The organism is Rhizomicrobium sp., from assembly GCA_037200045.1.
Classification (GTDB): Bacteria; Pseudomonadota; Alphaproteobacteria; order Micropepsales; family Micropepsaceae; genus Rhizomicrobium.
The window spans coordinates 398,000-417,264 of sequence record JBBCHM010000002.1 but is presented as its reverse complement, the minus strand read 5'-3'; the positions used below and the strand labels follow the sequence as shown (position 1 = coordinate 417,264).

The following is a 19,265-nucleotide window of genomic DNA, read 5'->3' as shown; positions in this document are numbered from 1 at the left end:
TCAGACCTTGGCGGGCCGCCAACCCTCCCTCAGGGCAGGGTCGCGTCCACCGGCTGCTCGACCTGCAGATTGGCCAGGAATTGGCGCGTCGACGCCCCGGCCGAATGGCTGAGGACAAAGGGCCGCGCCTGGTCGCGGGGCAGGGTCAGGGCCCGGCGGCAGGCCGCGCCCAGATCCTCGTCCAGGGCGGCGGCCGGGCAATTGCCCACCACGTCCAGCATGACCTCGCGCGGGAAGCTGGCCACCGGCGTGCCGCAGGCCAGCGCTTCGAGCATGACAAGGCCGAAGGTGTCGGTCAGGCTGGGAAAGACGTTCACGTCGCTGGCCGCGTAGGCCCGCACCAGGTCCTCGCCGGATTTGGGGCCGAGGAATTTCACCTCCGGGTATTTCTTTGCCAGCGCCTCGCGCGCCGGGCCGGGCCCGACCACGACCTTGGTGCCGGGCAGATCGAGCTTGAGGAAGGCTTCGATGTTCTTCTCGATCGAGACGCGGCCGACATAGAGGAAGATCGGCTTGGGGAAGGGCAGGGTGGCGTCCGGGATCGGGCGGAAGCGCTCGATGTCGACCCCGCCTTCCCACAGCCGCACGTTCTTGAAGCCATGCGCTTCGAGTTCGCGCTTCATCGCCGGGGTGCGCGCCATCGTGGCGACGCCCCTGGCGTGGAACCAGCGCTCCCACCGCCACACCCAGGCTTCGGAAATGAAGGGAAAGCGGGCGTGAACGTATTCGGGATAGCGGGTGTGAAACGCGGTGGTGAACTCGATGCCGTGCTCGATGCAGATGGCGCGCGCGCTCAGCCCCATCGTGCCCTCGGTCGCGATGTGCACCGCGTCGGGCGCGAATTCGCGGATGATCTTCTCCAGCCCCTTGCGCGGAAAGATCGCGAGGCGGATCTCGGGATAGGTCGGGAGCGGTACGCTGAAGCGCCCCTGCGGCGTCGCATAGCGCACTTCGTGACCCATCGACGACAGCTCGCGGCCGAGCATCTCCAGCGTCGTCACCACGCCGTTCACCTGCGGCTTCCACGCATCGGTCACGATGAGAATTTTGAGCTGTTCCTTGCCGGGCACGGGAAAGCGGCCGAGCGGCCTCACGGCGCCCGGCCACGGCCGGCGGACCCTACGCGGGTACAGGCGCGGCTTCGCCGGTTGCCGTGGCGCGAGAGGCCTGGGCTGAAACAGGAGCGGCCCAACGAACGATCTCCAGATGTCCGTTGGCATCTTCGACAAGGGCTGTGCAGCTTTCAACCCAGTCTCCATCGTTGAGGTAGAGGACGTCGCCGATCTGGCGCATGGCGGCCTGGTGGATATGGCCGCAGACCACCCCGTCCAGCCCGCGACTGGCGGCCGCCCGGGCGACCACTTCCTCGAAGCGGCAGACATATTCCACGGCGTCCTTGACGGCGTGCTTCAGCCAGTTCGACAGCGACCAATAGGGCAGGCCGAGGGCGCGGCGGATGCCGTGGAGCACCTCGTTGACCCGAAGCGCCTGGTCATAGGCCCAGGACCCCAGATGGGCGAGCCATTTGGCGAACTCGATGACGCCGTCGAACTGGTCGCCGTGCAGCACCAAGAGGCGCTTGCCGTCGCCGGTCTCGTGGATGGTCTCGCGCACCACCTCGATGCCGGCGTAGTTGCGGCCGCAGAAGCCGCGCAGGAATTCGTCGTGGTTGCCGGGCACGAAGATCACGCGGGTGCCCTCGTCGACCTTGCGCAGGATCTCGTGCACGACCTCGCTATGGCTCTCCGGCCAGAACCAGCGCCGCTTGAGCTGCCAGCCGTCGACGATGTCGCCGATCAGATAGAGCGTCTGGCTGCTGTTCTTCTGCAGGAAGTCCAGCAGCAGCTCCGCCTTGCAGCCGCGCGTGCCCAGATGGACGTCGGAGATGAAGACGGTGCGGTGATGGCGGGCCGGTCGGACGGGACCGGCGGAATTGCGGGAGCGGGGAGGCCTGGGTGCCACTGGCGGCGGGACCAGCCAGGAGATACGGGCCATGCATCGCGCTCCGGTCGATGGGCGCGAATCGGCGCCCTTTCCACAGGGCCCTGCCTATCGGTCGCGCACGAATCTTTTGCGCATGCGCTGCGAATCTTTTGTTGCGATGCAACGACAGGCGTATGACTTGGTAAGGATTTGTTAGGAATCTCCGTACGTCCCAGACTGTGATTTTGCGCCGCACCATAACGTCTTCGCAGGTGCGATTGCCCGGAAATCAGGCTAAATGACCTGGAAATGCTGGTTTTTTTCTGCGAATTGCCAAAACTTTGGACTTGCATCGACCCCGGCTGGAGTCCATATTGTTGCAGCGCGGCATGACTGACCTCCCGTTTGTTATGCCGCCTGCCCTTCCTGGGCGTTTCCTCCCTGAACTTGGCCGCTCCTCTGGAGCGGCCTTTTTTTTGGCTTGGCCGGATTATTCGGCGGCGAGGCGGGGCGCCAGGACGGCGGGTTCGAGCGCCACCAGCCGCGTGAGCACTTCGGTCAGCCGCGCATGGACCAGCTCGAAATGCGGCCCCTTCGCGACGCGCTCCTCGTCGAGATAGAGCGCCCGGTTGATCTCCACCTGCAGCGCGTGCACGTCGCGGTCGCGCCGTCCGTGCAGATGGGTGGTGTAGCCGCCGGCATAGGGTGCGTTGCGGGCATGGCTGAAGCCTTGCGCCTCGAATGCCAGCTCGGCCGCGCGCGTGACCACCGGCGCCGCCGCCATGCCGTAGCGATCGCCCAGCACGACGTCCGGAATGGCCGCGGCCGAGGGCATGGAGTGGCAGTCGATCACCACCGCGACCCCGAACCGGGCGCGGGTCTCCTCGACAAGCTGGGCCAGCGCCGCGTGATAGGGCCGGTAAAGCCGCGCCAGGCGTTCCTCCGCGTCGCGCGGGGCCAGTTTGGTGCGATAAATCTCCGCCCCGTCGCGCACGATGCGCGGGATCACGCCAAGGCCCGCCGCCACCCGTGGGCTCGGCAAATCGACCGCCACCGGCAGGGCACCCTCGAACATCGCGCTGTCGATCTCGGCCGGCGCCCGGTTGGCGTCCAGGAAGGCGCGGGGAAAGCGTGCCGCGATCATCGGCGCCCCCAGCGCCACCGCGCCGCAGAACAATTCGTCGACGAAAGCGTCCTCGGAGCGGCGCAGATTGGTCGGGTTCAGCCGGCTCATGGCGACGAAGCTGGCCGGATAGGTCCGGCCCGAATGGGGCGAGGCGAAGACGAAGGGAACGGTCTGGCGGAACGGCCGGTGCAGGCGGAACGGTTCGGCATAGAGCGCGGCCAGGTCGTCGCCGCCTTCGCCTGTCTTCGCCGTTTGCGGGCCTGTCATCCGATTCGTCATCCCGAGCGCCAGTGGACCATTAACGCGCCGCCCCGATCAAGCGGCCGGTGTCGCAGGTCCCCACCATTAACCGCCGTTTACGGTTTGCATATTATACGCTCTTATAGGGGGGCGAGGGCGGCTCAATGGCGCACATATTGTTGGCGGAAGACGATGAGAGCCTGCGCAAGTTCCTGGCGCAGGCGCTGGTCAAGGCCGGCCATGACGTCACCGATTTCGGCGACGGCAGCGACGCCTTCGAATGCCTCAAGGGCTTCCGCTTCGACCTCCTGGTGACCGACATCGTGATGCCGGGCATGGACGGGATCGAGCTCGCCAAGCGCGCCGCCGAAATGGACCGCGCGCTGAAGATCATGTTCATCACCGGTTTCGCCGCGGTGGCGCTCCACCCGGCGGCGAACGCGCCGAAGCAGGCCAAGGTGCTGTCCAAGCCGTTCCACCTTCGCGAGATCGTCGCCGAAGTCGATCGCATGATCGCCGCCTGACGGCTGCGTTGCCGGAGCCTGTCCGCCGTTCCGTTTTCGCGAAACTTTTTCCGCAATGCGGCAGCATCGCCACATTGACGCCCGGGACCCGCCGGAATTGCACGTTTCCATGCCTGCACCAGCGCCGTTGAGCGCGGGCGCTGCTCGCAAGAGGCGGCGGCGAACATGGGAGGCAACGAACATGCACGCGCCAACACACGACATTGTCAACGGCGGCCCATCGGGTACGTCGTCGCGACGCACCATGATCATCGGCAGCGTCGCCATGCTGCACGTCGTCATCGTCTATGCGCTCGTCAGCGGAATGGCCGGACAGACCGTGAAATACATCTCGCATGAACTCACGACACGAGTCCTCGACGACAAGACCAAGATCGCGGACGCGCCGCCGCCGCCCAAGCCGGCGCTGGTGCGGCCGCATGAGACCGTCGACACGATTCCGCCGCCCGTCATCGCCGTCGCGAACGACCAGCCGCCGCCGATCACCCTGCCGCAGACGCCGGCCAGCAACGTGCCGCCGGCGCAGCCCGACACCGACGCGTCCGGCGTGAGCAGCACGCATTCGACGCCGCCCTATCCGGCGTTGGCGCGGATGGCGGCGCATCAGGGCACGGTGACGCTGCAACTGGTCGTCTCGGCCCAGGGCGACGTCGCCTCGGCGACGGTTCTGCAGTCGAGTGGCTTCCCGGAGCTCGACCAGGCGGCGGTCACCTGGGTGATGGCACACTGGAAGTACAAGCCGGCGATCCAGAACGGCGCGCCGGTTCCCAGCCAGGCCCAGGCGGCCGTCAAGTTCGATCTGAGGCGGGCGAGCCTTTAGGCTTCCCGCCCGAATATGAGCCCCGTCGCGGCCAGGCCGAGGCGGGGCTTTTCGGCTTGGGAGTTGGTGTGGAAGGGCCGAAAACCTTGCTTGCCCCTGACGCCCCCATAAGGCTATAGCTGCCGCCCCGTCGCACGGAGTAGGGCGCGTAGCTCAGCGGGAGAGCACTACCTTGACATCGACTACATCGCGGTAATGATTTCAAGCAATTGAGTGCGGGACCGGTACGCTTGTGTAACGCAGGGGGTTTTTTGAGATTTAGCCTTCTTTGGCTGGTTTATCAGTCCATGGAGGCTCGTTAGTTGGGCGGTTAGTTCAGCGGGAGAATGTCCCCTTGACATGGGGAAGGTCACAGGTTCGATCCCTGTACCGCCCACCATTTCAATCACTTAGCGCGAGAATTCCTCCGTCCACTGTCCTTCAAAATGGATTAGAGACGAACGATACCGCGGGATGCGTGGGCCTTACTCTGCGCAAGCAAGGGTCGCTGTTAGTTGAGCTGACTTCGCACCACTGTGAGCGCGCGCGAAGCCGTCGACGCGGTCTTAGGGGTGCAGTGCGCACCAAAGCATTGCCGACCGATCGCGACGGCCTTCTGCATCGGGATCAAGAAGCCACGGCCATCTAAGACTTCGATCGAGCAGGGCGAAAGAACTCCGCCTGAAAGATGGCGTCATGGAGTGCGTCGTGATCGCCCCGTGCATCACGCCTTACGAACACATCGGCAAGTTCTCGACAGAACCCGAACGATTACACTCGATCTCTTCATCAAATGCCGGGAGTAAATATCTAGGCAGTGTCCAAGAAATTGATGATTCAATCGCCTGACGTCCCAGGTGCCGCGGCCCTTATTCCGGCAGATCTTCTTTCGCCGGAAAATATTTTCTTAGAGCCGATCCGGAAAGAACTGAATCATTTTGAGGGATTTGCGGCAAGTCGCCTGAGCATGATGCGGATCATGGCGAGGCGGATGAAGGCCGCGACGGTTGTGGCGTAGCGCTCGAAGTCGCGCGCCAGGCGTCGGTTGCGGCTGATCCAGGCCAGGGTGCGTTCGACGATCCAGCGTTTTGGCATGACCACGAAGCGGTGGGCATCGCTGCGCTTGACGATCTCGATGACCCAGGTTCCGGTGGCGGCGACGGCATCGGCGGTCTTTTTGGCGTTGTAACCGCCGTCGGCGAAGATACGTTCGATGAAGGGAAACGATCGCCGCGTCCGCTTGTCGAGGACCAGCGCTGCGCCGTCGCGATCCTGGATGTCGGCGCTGTGGACGGCGACGCTCAGCAACAGGCCGAGCGTATCGACGAGGATGTGCCTCTTGCGGCCCTTGACCTTCTTGCCCGCGTCGTAGCCTGAAGGATCGAGCAGAGCCCCCCTTTGAGCGCTCCCTTGGCGCTCTGGCTGTCGATGATGGCGGCGGTGGGGCTGGCCTCGCGGCCTTGGCTCTCGCGCACTGCCACATAGAGCGCGTGATGGATGCGCTCCAACGTCCCGTCCCAGTTCCACAGTTCGAGATAGTCGTGAACCGTGCTCTTGGGCGGAAAATCCTTCGGCAGCGCCTGCCATTGGCAGCCCGTCCAAAGCACATAGAAAATGGCGTTCAAGACTTCACGCACATCCGTCGTGCGCTTGCGCCCGCCGCGCTTGGCCGGGGGTATCAACGGCGCCGCAAGTGACCATTCCTCATCCGTCATGTCGCTGGAATAGCGAAGACCATTGCGTCTCGCCGACAGCCGGTGCTCCGGCTTCCACATCGGGTGCTCCTGTTGCGAATCAGCACCCACAACGGAATCACAACCGATTCACCCGACTCAACTTCTTTCCGGATCGGCTCTTACAGTCAAGAACACAGACCGAATTCTTAGCATAATTCACCATGTGATCGTGAAACATTTACTTGACATTTTAGAAGTAGAAAGCTCCTTTTATTGCATTATCGCCTCTAAAATAATGGGGACGATGGCATGTCCGATATCAAAGTCCTGATTGTCGTCGACGGTATCTTTTCGCTTACGACCACGTATCCCATCGATCCGACCGTGCCGCCCTTTGGGCCCGAAAGCGATACGGATTATGGCCCGGACGCGTGGTTCACGCTGTCCCATTTGATCAACACCTTGCGCAATTGGCCGTCGCCGACCTTCACGGTCGACACCGCCAGCCGCGGATTCAACGCGTCCCAGGACTTCGACACCAAAATCGTCACCAATTCGGTCCCCGATCCGGATGCCACGATCAAGGGGCCGGATTCGAGCAATCCGACACCATTTCATTTTGACGATCCCGGGCTGAATCTCCTGGACTATGACGAGATCTGGTTGTTCGGTTTCGAAGGTTACGACGGCGGCACGCTCACGGTCGGTCCGGTGTCGGGGACTTTGGAACCCGGCCGTCTTTCCGACAGTGAATTGGCGAAGATCACCGAGTTCATGAACATGGGCGGAGGCATGTTCGCCACCGGCGACCATTCCGGCCTGGGCGCGGCATTGGGCGGCTTCATTCCTCGCGTGCGCTACATGCGCAAATGGTTCGAGCAGGGGGATTCGAGCACGGGGCTTCCGCCCAATTGGGTCGCCAATTGGCCGGGTGGCGGCCCGGCACGCGTAGACACCCTGCAAAAAGGCGCGACGGATTCCGGCACGACTTTCTTCTTCGACGATCAGTCCGACGATATTCCGCAGAAGCTGACCGTATTGGTCTCCTCGCATCCGGCGATCCAGGGCGCGACGGGCCCCCTGACGGTCTATCCGGATCACATGCATGAAGGCGAGGTCATGGTGCCCACGGGGGCTCAACTGACGCAGACATTCAATTCAGATGCCACGCTGTCGTTCGCGGGCGCGGGTTTCGTGGAATTCCCCACGGTCGGCGGCTACCAGGAACCCGTGATCATCCTGGCGCAAAGCACCGTGGGCACGCCCGGTCCCGGCGGAACGTTGACCGGCCATGTCACCGAAGTCCCGCAAGGCATGAATCAGGAAGACGTGGTCTGCGAAAACAAGAATTTCAGCGCCGATACATCTCCCTGCAACGTCAGAAGCGGGGCCAACGCCAACAATACGCTCGCGGCCTATGATGGGCACAACGTGAATGTCGGCCGGGTCGTGACGGACTCGTCCTTTCACCACTTCCTCGATCTGAATCTGCTGGGCGACCCGTGCAGCCTCGTCACCACGAAGCAGCAAGGGTTCAATGCCTCGCCGAGCGGCAAGGCCGTGCTCAAGGAGCTCGAGGCGTTCTATGCCAATCTCGCGACGTGGCTCGCCTGGACCGATCGCAGGTTCTATTTCGGCCTCGGAAAGAACAACTACGGGCGCGACGAGGTTTCCGATCAACTTTCTACCCCCATCGGCGATGCGTTCTACCTGTTTCTGGAGGGGTTCACTCCCAACGTGTTGGGAAATATCCTTCCCCAATTGTCGGGCGGCTTCACGACGGACATCCCCGGCCTTCAGATCTCCCATCCTCCTACCATCACCTATGAGCTCGGCAATACCGGCGCGAACGCCCACGTGAAGCAGCGTATCCGCTTTGAATATGCGATCACGTTCGACATGGCGTCCCTCAGCGCCTTCCCGGATCCCGGCGATCCGCCCAATCCTTTTACGCTCGATGCCAGCATCGCTATCGGAGACCATTTCCACCCGATCACGACGGGTGAGTTCTTCCTGCTGGGCGGCGCCGATCCCTATTTCACCAACATCAACGTGGCCGCGGACAATCACTTCTATCTCAGTCAGGATCTTCGGGTTTTCACGGTCACGCCGACGGGCGACAACCAGATGCCGATCGTCGATCCCCTGTCGCCGGTCCCGCCCGTGCCGTTCCAATTCCAGACCGGCGGTCCGACCACGCAGGACACAGGCGCGGCTTACGCCTACATCCAGGGGCTGATCACCTGGCTCAATAAGACCTATGGCTATTTGAATACGGACCCGGGTTACACGCCGCCCGACACCAACATATCCGATCCTCTGGACACCGTGCTGCCGCAACAGGCCGGGGCCCTGCTGGGCGATTCTTCGGTCACCCCGAAGACCGGATCGAACATCAATTACAACTTCGCCGTCGCGCGCGTCCGCTTGCAGGGCTCGTCCAGCCCGGCCGACCCCGCGCCGAACGTCAAAGTGTTCTTCCGGATGTTCACCACGCAGACGTTCGACACGGACTTCATCAACGCCACGGCCGCGGTCTCGAGCGCGGACCCCAATGTCACCTATCCTCCCGGCGGATCGAATCCCTCGAGCCCGCTGCCCGGGACCGACGGCAATGGCGCGATCAACGGCTGTTCGCTGCCCTTTTTCGCCACCGCCAATTTCAGCGACTCTCCCACCGACTATGCTGCGACGGGCGCGAACAATCAGACGATCACGATTCCCAACGGCCAAAATGCGTGGGCCTTCTACGGCTGCTTCCTCAACGTCAATGATGCGACGAATCAATATGGCGACGCGGCGAGTCCGTACGGCCGCCACCCCGTCCAATATTGGCTCGCGGGCAGCGCGCACAACTGCCTCGTCGCGCAGATCGCATATGAATTCGCGCCGATCGAAAACGCCAACGGCGTGATCGAATATCCGGGTAACTCCGACAAGTTGGCGCAGCGCAATCTCCAGGTCACGACATCCGGCAACCCCGGCTTCCCCGCGACTCATCGCGTTCCTCAGACAATCGATGTCCGTCCGAGCCCGCCGCCGCAGTCCACCGACAGGCGCAGCATTCTGAGCTACCCCGACGAGATCATGATCGATTGGGGCACCACGCCGCGCGGCAGCGTGGCGAAGATCTATTGGCCGGAGTTGAGCGCCGAGCGGGTCCTGGATCTCGCAAAGCGGCTGTATTCCAGCAACACCCTCTCAGCCGCCGATGCCAACACGATTCAGTGCGAGGTGGTGGGTCCGGTCACCTACATACCGATTCCGTTTGGCGCCGGAGGCAGCCTCGCGGGGTTGATGACGATCGACCTTCCGGCCTCGGTCCGGGAGGGCAATGAATTCAACGTGCTCGTGCGCCGCATCTCCACCAAGCAGATCCGGACGACCGAAAAACGCGCCAACGATCGGCTGTTCCTGGCGGCGTCCAGCATCGACACGGCCGAGCGCGGACCTATGGTTTGGCGTTACGTGTCGGGCTCTTTCCTTGCAAAGATTTCCGTGGAGCGCGAAAGCAGGATTGTTCCAGCGGACGAAAACCTGCTTGCGATACTGAAATGGCGGCTCGGCCTGATCGGGCCCGGCAACCGCTGGTACAAGGTGCTGTTGCGTTACATCAGCTACCTCTCGGGCCGGATCAACGGAATGGGCGGCAACGCGTCCAAGATTCCACCGTCCCCCGACGGCTATCAGCCTCCTTCCTTCCATCCTGGCAAGCCGACGGGCGAGCACCGTTACACGGGAAAGATCATCGGCATTCGCTATGATCGTTTTGGAGACTTCGAAGGCTTCACGTTGCTGTCTGAGACCGGACGGGAGCACCGCTTCCGGGGCCGTGAGCCCGCGGTGGAGGAACTCGTACGCCGCGCCTGGATCGAAAGAAGCCTGATCAGCGTCATCGTCGAGCCGCCTGATCTGGATTGGCCGGCATCAATCGTTCTCGATCGGTGGAAATGAAATACGGATGGAGGTCGCCGGCTTCGTAGCTTGCGACGGGCGGCGAGGATCGGTATCACCCCGATGCTTGTGTTTACCCGGTATGGATATCGCCCCTCGCCGTCTGTGCATCCCCGGCATCCAATGCTAGCGTCAAGGGGTATGGCTGGAAGGCAAAAAAGGAAAGGTATCGGGAATGGCGAGGGCGATCGAAACATTGCCTTCTATGGTACTGGCCAATGGCAGGTCCGTCGCCGAAAACCTGGAACAGGCGGCGGAGAGCGGCGCGCTTGTGCGGAGAGAAGACGGCCGGTTCGAGCTGGCGGACTTCGTCAGTCATCCCGGTAAGCCATCCAGGCTGGATCCCTTCATCAAAGATGGCCCGCAAGGCGCCTTCCCCCCATGTGCCTTCCTCAATCACTTCCTGTTTCGCCAGGCGTATGGGGAGAGCGCTGTGCCGTTCGGGTGTCGCGACTGCTACAAGGTCAAGGTGGTGTCACGATCCATGCGGCAGTTGATGGCGGTCCGCGACATCGTCAAATCATTGCCCTGCGCGTCTAAGAGCGGTCCGGAAGTGGACAACCCGCAAAATTCCAGTCCCTATGGAACCTACCTGTATCTCACCGGGCTGGGTGTCGCGCAGGCCTATTACCGCAAGGTGCGCGAGAAAATCGATCAGCACTCATCTCTAGGCCCCGATACCAAGATGCTCGTCAAGCGCGGTTGCAGCAACTACGAGCATAGATGTGGTCCGTCGGACAAATATACCTTTGATCCGCGGCTTGAGCCGCTCGAAGCGGCGCTCGCCACTTGGTTCGTGGCGCCCGTCCTGCGGTTCACAAGAGAAATCCGCAACGCACTTGCGTTGACGCAGATGGTGAGGACGGCCTATCGCATCGGTGACGAGACGTACAAGGATTTCAATGGCGGCCGCGATCTTGTGCAGCCCACAGTGAATTACGCGCCCGGCCCCGAGGTTGAATGATTGTGGCGTGAAATCGTGACAGGAGCGTCGAGACCGTCGTGGAGCCGATGAGCGCAACTGCCGGCGATCGTGGCCGCGGCGGCTTTCTGCCGACGCTCGCCAAGCCGGACTGGCTGCGCCCCGAAGCGGCGGACGCGCTGTTGCGCTACGCAATTGAACAGGAGAAGTGCTACGTGCCCGCCGCCGTCCTTCACGAGGGCGCGGTCCGCGTCGATGCCAATCTTCGTAGCGCGCTAAAATTGCCGGGCCTCGGCCCTTTCGAGGCATTGCTGAAATCCCGCGCTCTGGATATCAAGAGCGAACTCCAGCAGGCGTTCGGGATGAACCCATTCGAGGCCACGCAGGTGGAGATTGAAATGGTGTCGCATGGGGACGGCGCGCATTTCCGTCGGCATGTCGATACCTTCCTCGGCACTGTTCGACAGCGAAGGCCGCGCATACTGACCCTGGTTCTCTATCTGAACCGTCGGCCGGCCGGCTTTACGGGCGGGGCCCTGCGGATGTACGCGGTGGGCACTCCTCAAACCAGGGACATCCTTCCCGACCACAACCTCATGGTCGCCTTCCCTTCGATTGCACCGCATTCGGTCGAGCCCATTCTTTGCCGTGATGGGGCTTTCGCGGACCGCCGCTTCGCGGTCAATATGTGGATCCATGGCTGACGTGACTTCAAACTGACAAGACCGGGCCGAGCGGACGCGGCAAAGACGTTACGGAGATTGAGATGCACAGAACGGGTCAGATCGGTCCAGGCACGCGCGTGAAGTGGCATGCCGATCAGATAACCGCAGAGATCGACGGACAGATGGTGGTGATGGGGTTGCTTCAGGGCAAATATGTAGGATTTGACGGCATGGCGTCCGAGATCTGGCGCCGCCTGGAGCACAGCCAGACCGTGTCGGAATTGTGCGACGGACTCGTGCGGGACTTCGAGGGCGATGGTGCCGTGATCGCGCAGGACACTACAGACCTGATCTCGCGGCTCTGCGAGTATGGCCTTGTCGATATCGAAGCGGGCGGCGCCGAATAGCGCGATGGTCCCTGACACGGCGGAAGATAGATATTTCTACGGCTATCGGCTCCGTACCGAATTGCCAATCTCTAGCTTTCCGTCGCTGCAGCGCGCAGGCGCCGCAGACATTGCGTTGCGGCTCGGGGACGTACCGCAAAGCCTCGACGCCCCTGTCTGGAAGAGCCCTTTCATCGAGGTCGATGAGGATGGCCGCGTTTTGTTGAAGGCTTCCGGGCAACTGCGCTTTTTGATCCGGGATGGCCGCGACGTGATTGCCGATCTCGGCCCCGACTGCCCGATCCAGGACGTCGAGGCTTTTCTGCAGGGCACGGTGGCGGGCGTGCTTCTGCACCAGCGCGGCGATCTCATCCTGCATGCCAGCTGCGTTCACGGCGGGGACGGCGCGGTCGCCATCGCCGGGTTGTCGGGACGTGGGAAATCCACCTTGGCTGCCGGCCTTGTGGCGCACGGACACGAAGCGATGACAGATGACATCTGCCGGATCGTGCTCAAGGATGGTCGGGCACACGCCTTTCCCGGACCGTTGCGGCTACGGTTGTGGCCCGATGCGGCGCGCGCCCTGTCCCATCCGCCGGAATCGCTCTTGGCCGGGCGTCCGGGCCATGCCAAGCGCCTGCTCGTCCTGCCTCCAGGCCGTTGTGAGCCCGCTCCGCTGGGCGCCATCGTTCGTCTCGGCGTCGATCCCCGCCTGAAGGCACCAACCCTGATCCGGCTGTCAGGGCCGGCGTCTGTCATGCCGGCGACCGAGATGCTCTATCGCGCGCGTCTGGGGCGTCATCTTGGCAGGCGTGAAGGACAGTTTCAGGACCTGACGCGCCTGGCGACGCTCGTGCCCATCTTTTCCCTGACCCGAACCGGCAATGTGGCGGATTTGCCGGATCTGGTGCGCCTTGCCGCGTCGGCACTTCAAGCTCGTCCATGACCGCCGCGCGGTTCGGATGGCTGGTCTCATATCCGAAGTCTGGAAACACCTGGCTGCGGATGATGCTCTCCAGCCTCCAGTCCGGCGGAAAGCCCGTCGACATCAACGCGCTCCAGGACGATTCGAGCGTCGCGACTTTCGCCGAGGTAGACGAATTGTTCGGCCTGGAGGCAAGCGAGCTTACCGGTGAGGAGATCGCAGATCTGCGGCCCGCCCTTTGCGCCGCCCTTGCCGCCGATGCCGATGGCGGGTTGCTGCTGCGAAAAGTCCACGACCGGTTTTGGCGCACCGGGGCGGGAGAGGCAGCCTTTCCGCCGCAGATCAGTCAGGGCGCGGTATATCTCGTGCGCGACCCGCGCGACGTGGCGGTCTCTTTTTCCCATCATCGCGGGACAGCGATCGACAGGACCATAGAATTCATGGCGAATGACGGCGCGTTCATGGCCGATGCCGCGAGCGGCGCGAAGATCCAGTTGCCGCAGCCGCTGGGTTCGTGGAGCGGTCACGTCCTGTCCTGGCTGGACCAGACGTCGCTGTCCCCTCTGGTCATCCGATATGAAGACATGCTGCGCGACCCCCATGGCCTCTTGGCGCAGGTGGCATCGCATCTGGGCATCGTCGTTACCGATGCGATGCTGGATTCCGCGGTGGCCGCCACCCGATTCGAGACATTGGCGGGGCAGGAGAGGATTCGCGGATTTCGCGAGCGTCAAAGCGAATCGACGGATGTCTTCTTCCGAATAGGCCACGCCGGCGGCTGGCGCGATCGGCTCTCTTCAGCCCAGGCCCGCGCGATAACCGAGCGTCATGGCGCGGTGATGGACCGTCTGGGTTATCTTTGATGCTGCGGCTCTCAGTTGGTGCCTTCCGCCCAGGCAATGAAAGCGCCCACGCTGAGCGCCGCATTCATGAGGGCGCCATATGCCTTGCGCTGGCGTTCGGCCGCCTGCGCGTTCGCCGGCCATGCATCGATCAGGTGGTCCAGACGATCCAGATCGATCAGGCGGCCCACGGTGGGGGATCGGCGCAGCCGTTCCATCTGGGCTGGAAATGAGGGTGCGGCCTCGGTCATGTGGGCGAACCACTCGGGATGCTGGCGGCCACGCTGGCGGTTTTCCGTGATCGCGCGGGGTACGCCCGCCCTTCGCAGCAGGCGTCTTGCAAGATAGCGATCTGTTCCATTCTTCAGGAATTGCTCTTCGGGGATCGCCAGGCAGAATTCTACCAGGCGGACATCGTTGAGCGGTATCAGAATATCCAGCCCATACAGCCCCCGCAGCATATTCATCACGTCGGACCGCGCGTGGCGGCTTCGGAGCAGAGATTGAATGCGCATCCTGCGGCTGTCGCCTTGCAATACGAACCCCGTGTCGTTTCCACGGGCGCGCATCCTGTCCAGGATATCGAATTCGCGCATCGCTTGCGGACTAAGCGCTGAATAGGATCTCAGTTCTCCCGAAAGTTGTTGTTGCCCCTTCAACGGAAGAACAAGATGTTTCCAGATGGTGCCCGCCAATGTTCTTGGGCTGCCGCGCGATTCCATCGCCAGTTCGCGCGCCAGATGGACAATCTTGCCTTGGCGCAGTGCCGAAAGAAGTCCGCGACGGCCATCCCATGTCAGCGTCATGTTGCCGGCGTTCCCGGTCAGTATTGAGTGCGCGCCCAACGCCTCGGCGCGGCGGTAGACGCCGCCAAACCAGGCGAGATGCGCGGGATTTCGATAGGGCGCCCCGCTATGCGCCGTGGAGAGACGCGAATCCGGGCTCCAATCCGTATTGGGGGATGCCACATGAAATTCGGCATCGAGGCCGGGAAAGGCGCACGCCAGAATCTCCACCAGGGGGCGTTCGTCGGTATAACCGCTGCTTTTCCTGATCCCTATGGCGCCCGGTCCCGCCATCGCCGTCAGCAACTTTGTCGAAGGGGCCTGTGTGTGAACGCTGGCTGCGACGCAGGCGCTGTCGAGGCCGCCGCTGACGGAAATCGGGACCGGCCCCACGGCCCGCAGACGGTCCGCGACCGCCTGGTCGAGCAGGGCGCGTGCGGTCTCGACATAGGCGCCATCGTCCTTCAACCGGATTCGACGTTCGGGATCGAAGCGGTGGGCCTCGACGGCGCGAATCGAGCCTTGGGTGATGACGACACAGGTGCCAGGAACGACTTTGCGGATGTCGCGATAGAAGGTCGTATCGGCGTCGCCGTAATTCATCGCCAGATAGTCGGCGACGTGGCGCTGATCGATCGCACGCGACACCTGCGGCATTGCCAGCAGGCCGTGTAGGGTTGTCGAGAAAATTACGGTGTCGCCCTTGCGCCAGTAATACATGCTGCGCATGCCCTGGGGATCGGCGGCCAGGATCAGCCTGCGCTCGGCGTGATGCCAGGCCGCCAGCGCATAGTCGCCGATCAGGCGTGCCGGCGCATCACAGTCCCAGCGCTCCAGCGCCCGGCAGGCAAGCGCGCCGTCGGCCATTCCGGCGGATCGCATATTCAGGGCGGAGGCCAGATGCGGCAGGTCATCCAGCCGGCCGGCGAAACAAACCCAGCCATCGCCCCAGGCCGGCAAAGGCTGGCGTTCGAGGCGGTCTTCCGGTGTGACCACGCGTAGTCGATGGCGGATGGCCCAGCCCAAGCCCTCGTGTCGCGTACAGGACTCCAGGCCGGGCTCGTCTGGCGGCGAAGAAGGTGGAGCGCTAAGCGATTCGCCGGAGCCCAGTAACACGGTCCCGACAAACGAACTCATACCAACCTGCGCTCTAGTCGCGTTTCGGGGCGATAAGGCTGGTTAGCTGGTGCTGCCCCCGCCGCCATCGCTGGCATTACCCACGGTTGTGAGCGTTCCGCTTTCGACATCAAGAACGGTGACTTCAGGCCGCCGCCACACCGGACGCACGCCCGACGTACCCTCGCTGATACTGTCTGCTGGCTCATTGTCGCGTTCTGTCACAGTGCAGGCCTTTCACAGGTGTTCCTCAGCCATAACATTACAAAATTCATAAGGAAAGCCATGGCAAGAGCCGATAGTTGCCTCTTGGCTTGAAGGGCGTGCTTGCCACGGTTGAATCCGATAGCCGTTTCGACCGCCTTTCCACGGCTTCATGGACAGTTTTGATCGTCCGTTGATACGTTGAAGCGCTACACCACGCAGTGGTTGCTATTTGATATGCAATGGCTACCAGAATTCGGCGGAGCGAAAGCGCGGGTCGCAGCGGCGCTGGCCCGCAAAGCAATCGATAACATGCCGGACGATGAAGGACGCTGGCTGGTTCTCGGCCGCGCGCTTATTCTCCTCGGCGAATTCCGCGACGCGGCCTCCCATCTGCGCGATGCGATTGCGATCTTGCCGCGGTCGGAGGAACTTCGGCTCCTGCTCATCGACGTGCTAGTTGCGCAAGGCCTGCTTGAGGAAGCCCTGCCGCATGCAGAGGCGGCGCTTGCGATTGCGCCGAACAATCCCCGCGCGAAGCGTTTCTGTTTGGAGTTGCTGATATCATTGGAACACTGGGACAGGATTGATGCCAATTCCGAAGCCGTCGCGGCACTTCTGTCGTCGAACCCTCGACTATTGCAGGTCCAGGCAAAAAACTTGGGCCCGATGGGAACTCTTGAGTTGTGCAATTCGATGCTCGCGGAGAATTCCGCGCATACACATGCAAAGTACCTGAAGGCATTCGCGCTTGGCGCGCTCCACCGCATGGACGAAGCAAGGGATTTGATGGCACTCGACAAGCTCGTCGAAATATCCGACTTGCCGGTGCCTTCCGGCTATGCGGACGACCGCTCTTTTCGTGACGCGCTTGCGGCGGAGATTCTCGCCAATCCCATGCTTGCCGACGACCCGCGAGGCAAGTCCACGCGCGATGGTCGGCAGACAAGGCAGCTTCGGCAACCCAACGCCATTGCCGTCGAGGCTCTCATCGTCGGGATCAAAAAAGCCGTGGAGACCCGCGGAGAGCGCCCAAAGGCCGCCCATGACGGGTTTTCCGCCGGACGCCCGCCAATGGCGCGCCTCGATATCTGGGCCGTTATCAACGGTCGCGACGGGCGACAAGCACCTCACGGTCATCCGGGCGGGTGGATCAGCGGCGTTTATTACGTCGATGCGCCTCGGCTTCCCGGTGAAAACGCCTATCGCGGCGCGTTGATCGTCGGCGCCATCGACACCAAGCAACATGGTTTCGAGCCGCCCTGGGGCACGCGTGCGATCGAACCCGTGCCGGGCCGGCTGGTGCTATTTCCCTCCTACGTACCACACGCAACCGAGCCCACCGGCATCGACGGTACGCGCATCAGCGTCGCTTTCGACGTCGTTCCGATTCGATAGTCCGGCGCAGCGAGCCGACCGTAAAAGGGGACGGTGAAATACGCACCTGCAGGTCAGCGGTATCCCAACATCCTGAACAGAAGGGTCCCGCCCACCAGCGATGTGACGGCCTGCGCCAGATTTCGATCCAGCGTGATGCCAAGCTGTCGCGCGCTGGCCCGTAGCAATTCGACTTCGGTATCGTGCGCACGGACGGCGAAGGCGGCGAGGCCGTCATTGCGGCAGGCCGACAGGGCAAGATGAAAATGCGCCAGCGTGCTCCGCAGTCCGTCCGAGGCATAGAAGTCGAGCATCATCGCGATGTGGTGCTGGAATGATCGTTCACCCCCGCCCATCGCAATATCCGAGAGTCGCCTGGACTCCGCCATCGCAACCTCGATGATCCGTTGGTAGGCCGCTTCGAGAATCGCCATCTTCGACGCGAAATGATAGGTGGTGGCGGCAAGCGGCACCTCGGCGCGCTCGGCGATCTTGCGATGGGTGACGCTGGCGGCGTCGCTCTCCGCCAGGACCTCGAGCGCCGCGGAGACGATCGCCGCACGCCGCTCGGTCGGCTCGCTCGGCCCATGGCTTCGATCCCAGACCAGGCCGGCCGGCACGCCCGGTGGGACTTGGCCGCCGTCCACGGCTCCGCCGCTCTCGAGCACGACGAGCAGTCGCGACAGCCAGCGCGCCTGGTCGGTATCTTCCGCTGTCATGAACCAGCCGAGGCGCTTGCGCAGGCCCGCCAGGGCGATCGGGCCGCATCGCTGCGGACAATGGGCGAGCAGCTCGCCGACGACGAACGCCATGAGATGCTTCTCGCGCTCGGGGCGACTGCCGTTTGGAAACACCGTCCCGATCTGCGCGATCAATTGCAGGAAAATCTCGCGGTAATGGGCTTCCGTCAGCGCCAGCGAGGCGAACTCGAGCAAGGCGGTGCCGGACTGCGCCGGACCCGTCACGAGATGTTCGACGATGTAGGCGGATATTTCCACGGGCGCGCGAAGCTCCGCTGCAAGCCCGTCCAGTCTGGCGGAAAGCGATGCGAGATCGTCCTGCACGCCGGCGACGAGCAGCCGCGCGGCGTCTCGAACGAGCTGCTCCCGCGTCGAGAAGTGATGCGACACGAGCGATTTCGCCAGGCCGGCGGCCTCGGCGACGGCGGCGAAAATGCCGGGCACCGATGCGGAAGCCCTGGTGGCTGGCCCCGCCGTCCCGGACGGACAGCTGCCTTTGCCCTGGACGGGTGTGACCACACTGTTCGGCTGGGAGGACTCGCTCCGCTGTGTGCGAGAGGCTAAGGCGGGCGGAGACGGAAGGCCCGACCCAGCGAAACGCCGGCTGAAGCATATCCCCTATATGGATTCGGATTCCTACGGCATCTGCGTCTGCACGGCGACGGCGGCATCGTTCGATGTCGAATTCCTGACCTTCGACGCGAGACAGGAATATGCCGATTACGCGGTTTTTGCCGAACCCATCTACACAGCGAAGCTGAGCGTGCCGTCAGGAGACGCGGGATCGCCGGCGCGGATCGATGGCCCGACGTTCACCGGGAAGGCGCCGTTTCCAGACTCATCTGCCGGCTGATCGCCGGACATAAAAGTTGACGTGCGAATGCAGCAAATTCCGGCCCGTTGTCGGAACGGAGGTGGATCGACGCACCGCGCTCGGCGAAAAGGTCGCCGGTGCTTCGGCGATATCTCTCCGAGCTACTCACCGGTGGCGCGGCGCTCGCTTCGTATCTGCGACGATCTTGCAAGCGCGCGCCGATGGATTCTATACGCCCGCGGCTTGC

General features: G+C 63.0%; 16 protein-coding genes and 1 tRNA gene. 11 read left to right on the top strand and 6 right to left on the bottom strand.

Annotation, left to right across the window (positions count from 1 at the left end; all coding sequences use genetic code 11):
• Positions 1 to 29 precede the first annotated feature (29 nt).
• The 3 genes from WDM86_17125 to WDM86_17115 form a co-directional block, all read right to left on the bottom strand.
• Entirely contained in the window at positions 30 to 1,094 is a 1,065-nt protein-coding gene (locus WDM86_17125; GenBank protein ID MEI9991748.1) for a glycosyltransferase family 1 protein, read from the bottom strand.
• A 25-nt stretch (positions 1,095 to 1,119) separates the two neighbouring features.
• Positions 1,120 to 1,995: a UDP-2,3-diacylglucosamine diphosphatase gene (locus WDM86_17120; GenBank protein MEI9991747.1), complete on the bottom strand. Its 876-nt coding sequence runs from the start codon at positions 1,993 to 1,995 to the stop codon at positions 1,120 to 1,122.
• Between the two features lie 418 nt (positions 1,996 to 2,413).
• Complete coding sequence (locus WDM86_17115) at positions 2,414 to 3,316, bottom strand: N-formylglutamate amidohydrolase (protein ID MEI9991746.1); 903 nt, start codon at positions 3,314 to 3,316, stop codon at positions 2,414 to 2,416.
• Between the two features lie 137 nt (positions 3,317 to 3,453).
• Between WDM86_17115 and WDM86_17110 the strand changes: the two genes are divergently transcribed.
• The 3 genes from WDM86_17110 (at position 3,454) to WDM86_17100 (ending at position 5,012) form a co-directional block, all read left to right on the top strand.
• Positions 3,454 to 3,813: a response regulator gene (locus WDM86_17110; GenBank protein ID MEI9991745.1), complete on the top strand. Its 360-nt coding sequence runs from the start codon at positions 3,454 to 3,456 to the stop codon at positions 3,811 to 3,813.
• 244 nt (positions 3,814 to 4,057) lie between these two features.
• Positions 4,058 to 4,633, top strand: coding sequence for an energy transducer TonB (locus WDM86_17105; GenBank protein ID MEI9991744.1), 576 nt, complete (start codon positions 4,058 to 4,060; stop codon positions 4,631 to 4,633).
• Between the two features lie 304 nt (positions 4,634 to 4,937).
• Positions 4,938 to 5,012, top strand: a tRNA-Val gene (locus WDM86_17100).
• Between the two features lie 533 nt (positions 5,013 to 5,545).
• Here the strand turns inward: WDM86_17100 and WDM86_17095 are convergent.
• A protein-coding gene (locus WDM86_17095; protein MEI9991743.1) for an IS5 family transposase occupies positions 5,546 to 6,387 on the bottom strand; the annotation gives its coding sequence in 2 pieces (ribosomal slippage) (positions 5,546 to 6,000 and positions 6,000 to 6,387; 843 coding nt in all).
• A gap of 210 nt (positions 6,388 to 6,597) precedes the next feature.
• Here WDM86_17095 and WDM86_17090 point away from each other — a divergent pair.
• From WDM86_17090 to WDM86_17065, 6 genes are all read left to right on the top strand, one after another.
• Complete coding sequence (locus WDM86_17090) at positions 6,598 to 10,242, top strand: hypothetical protein (protein ID MEI9991742.1); 3,645 nt, start codon at positions 6,598 to 6,600, stop codon at positions 10,240 to 10,242.
• A gap of 175 nt (positions 10,243 to 10,417) precedes the next feature.
• Entirely contained in the window at positions 10,418 to 11,206 is a 789-nt protein-coding gene (locus WDM86_17085; GenBank protein MEI9991741.1) for a hypothetical protein, read from the top strand.
• A gap of 47 nt (positions 11,207 to 11,253) precedes the next feature.
• A complete protein-coding gene (locus WDM86_17080) occupies positions 11,254 to 11,868 on the top strand; it encodes a 2OG-Fe(II) oxygenase (protein MEI9991740.1) in 615 nt (204 codons plus the stop codon).
• Between the two features lie 62 nt (positions 11,869 to 11,930).
• Complete coding sequence (locus WDM86_17075) at positions 11,931 to 12,236, top strand: PqqD family protein (GenBank protein MEI9991739.1); 306 nt, start codon at positions 11,931 to 11,933, stop codon at positions 12,234 to 12,236.
• A 4-nt stretch (positions 12,237 to 12,240) separates the two neighbouring features.
• On the top strand, positions 12,241 to 13,161 hold the full coding sequence (locus WDM86_17070) for a hypothetical protein (GenBank protein ID MEI9991738.1): 921 nt from the start codon (positions 12,241 to 12,243) through the stop codon (positions 13,159 to 13,161).
• Entirely contained in the window at positions 13,158 to 14,003 is an 846-nt protein-coding gene (locus WDM86_17065; GenBank protein MEI9991737.1) for a sulfotransferase domain-containing protein, read from the top strand. The genes WDM86_17070 and WDM86_17065 overlap by 4 nt, the downstream gene beginning before the upstream one ends.
• A gap of 11 nt (positions 14,004 to 14,014) precedes the next feature.
• On the opposite strand, the gene WDM86_17060 is transcribed toward WDM86_17065, so the two are convergent.
• Positions 14,015 to 15,793: an asparagine synthase-related protein gene (locus WDM86_17060; GenBank protein MEI9991736.1), complete on the bottom strand. Its 1,779-nt coding sequence runs from the start codon at positions 15,791 to 15,793 to the stop codon at positions 14,015 to 14,017.
• A gap of 495 nt (positions 15,794 to 16,288) precedes the next feature.
• On the opposite strand from WDM86_17060, the gene WDM86_17055 reads away from it, so the two are divergent.
• Entirely contained in the window at positions 16,289 to 17,485 is a 1,197-nt protein-coding gene (locus WDM86_17055) for a putative 2OG-Fe(II) oxygenase (protein ID MEI9991735.1), read from the top strand.
• A gap of 53 nt (positions 17,486 to 17,538) precedes the next feature.
• On the opposite strand, the gene WDM86_17050 is transcribed toward WDM86_17055, so the two are convergent.
• Entirely contained in the window at positions 17,539 to 18,648 is a 1,110-nt protein-coding gene (locus tag WDM86_17050) for a TetR family transcriptional regulator (protein ID MEI9991734.1), read from the bottom strand.
• Between WDM86_17050 and WDM86_17045 the strand changes: the two genes are divergently transcribed.
• A complete protein-coding gene (locus tag WDM86_17045; protein MEI9991733.1) occupies positions 18,638 to 19,057 on the top strand; it encodes a hypothetical protein in 420 nt (139 codons plus the stop codon). The two genes, WDM86_17050 and WDM86_17045, sit on opposite strands and share 11 nt — an antisense overlap.
• The last annotated feature ends 208 nt before the right edge of the window (positions 19,058 to 19,265 follow it).

Coding starts and splice junctions, on each gene's coding strand:
- WDM86_17120 (MEI9991747.1), bottom strand. CDS start 1,995: ATGGCCCGTATCTCCTGGCTGGTCCCGCCGCCAGTGGCACCCAGGCCT.
- WDM86_17115 (MEI9991746.1), bottom strand. CDS start 3,316: ATGACAGGCCCGCAAACGGCGAAGACAGGCGAAGGCGGCGACGACCTG.
- WDM86_17110 (MEI9991745.1), top strand. CDS start 3,454: ATGGCGCACATATTGTTGGCGGAAGACGATGAGAGCCTGCGCAAGTTC.
- WDM86_17105 (MEI9991744.1), top strand. CDS start 4,058: ATGATCATCGGCAGCGTCGCCATGCTGCACGTCGTCATCGTCTATGCG.
- WDM86_17090 (MEI9991742.1), top strand. CDS start 6,598: ATGTCCGATATCAAAGTCCTGATTGTCGTCGACGGTATCTTTTCGCTT.
- WDM86_17085 (MEI9991741.1), top strand. CDS start 10,418: ATGGCGAGGGCGATCGAAACATTGCCTTCTATGGTACTGGCCAATGGC.
- WDM86_17080 (MEI9991740.1), top strand. CDS start 11,254: ATGAGCGCAACTGCCGGCGATCGTGGCCGCGGCGGCTTTCTGCCGACG.
- WDM86_17075 (MEI9991739.1), top strand. CDS start 11,931: ATGCACAGAACGGGTCAGATCGGTCCAGGCACGCGCGTGAAGTGGCAT.
- WDM86_17070 (MEI9991738.1), top strand. CDS start 12,241: ATGGTCCCTGACACGGCGGAAGATAGATATTTCTACGGCTATCGGCTC.
- WDM86_17065 (MEI9991737.1), top strand. CDS start 13,158: ATGACCGCCGCGCGGTTCGGATGGCTGGTCTCATATCCGAAGTCTGGA.
- WDM86_17045 (MEI9991733.1), top strand. CDS start 18,638: ATGCCGGGCACCGATGCGGAAGCCCTGGTGGCTGGCCCCGCCGTCCCG.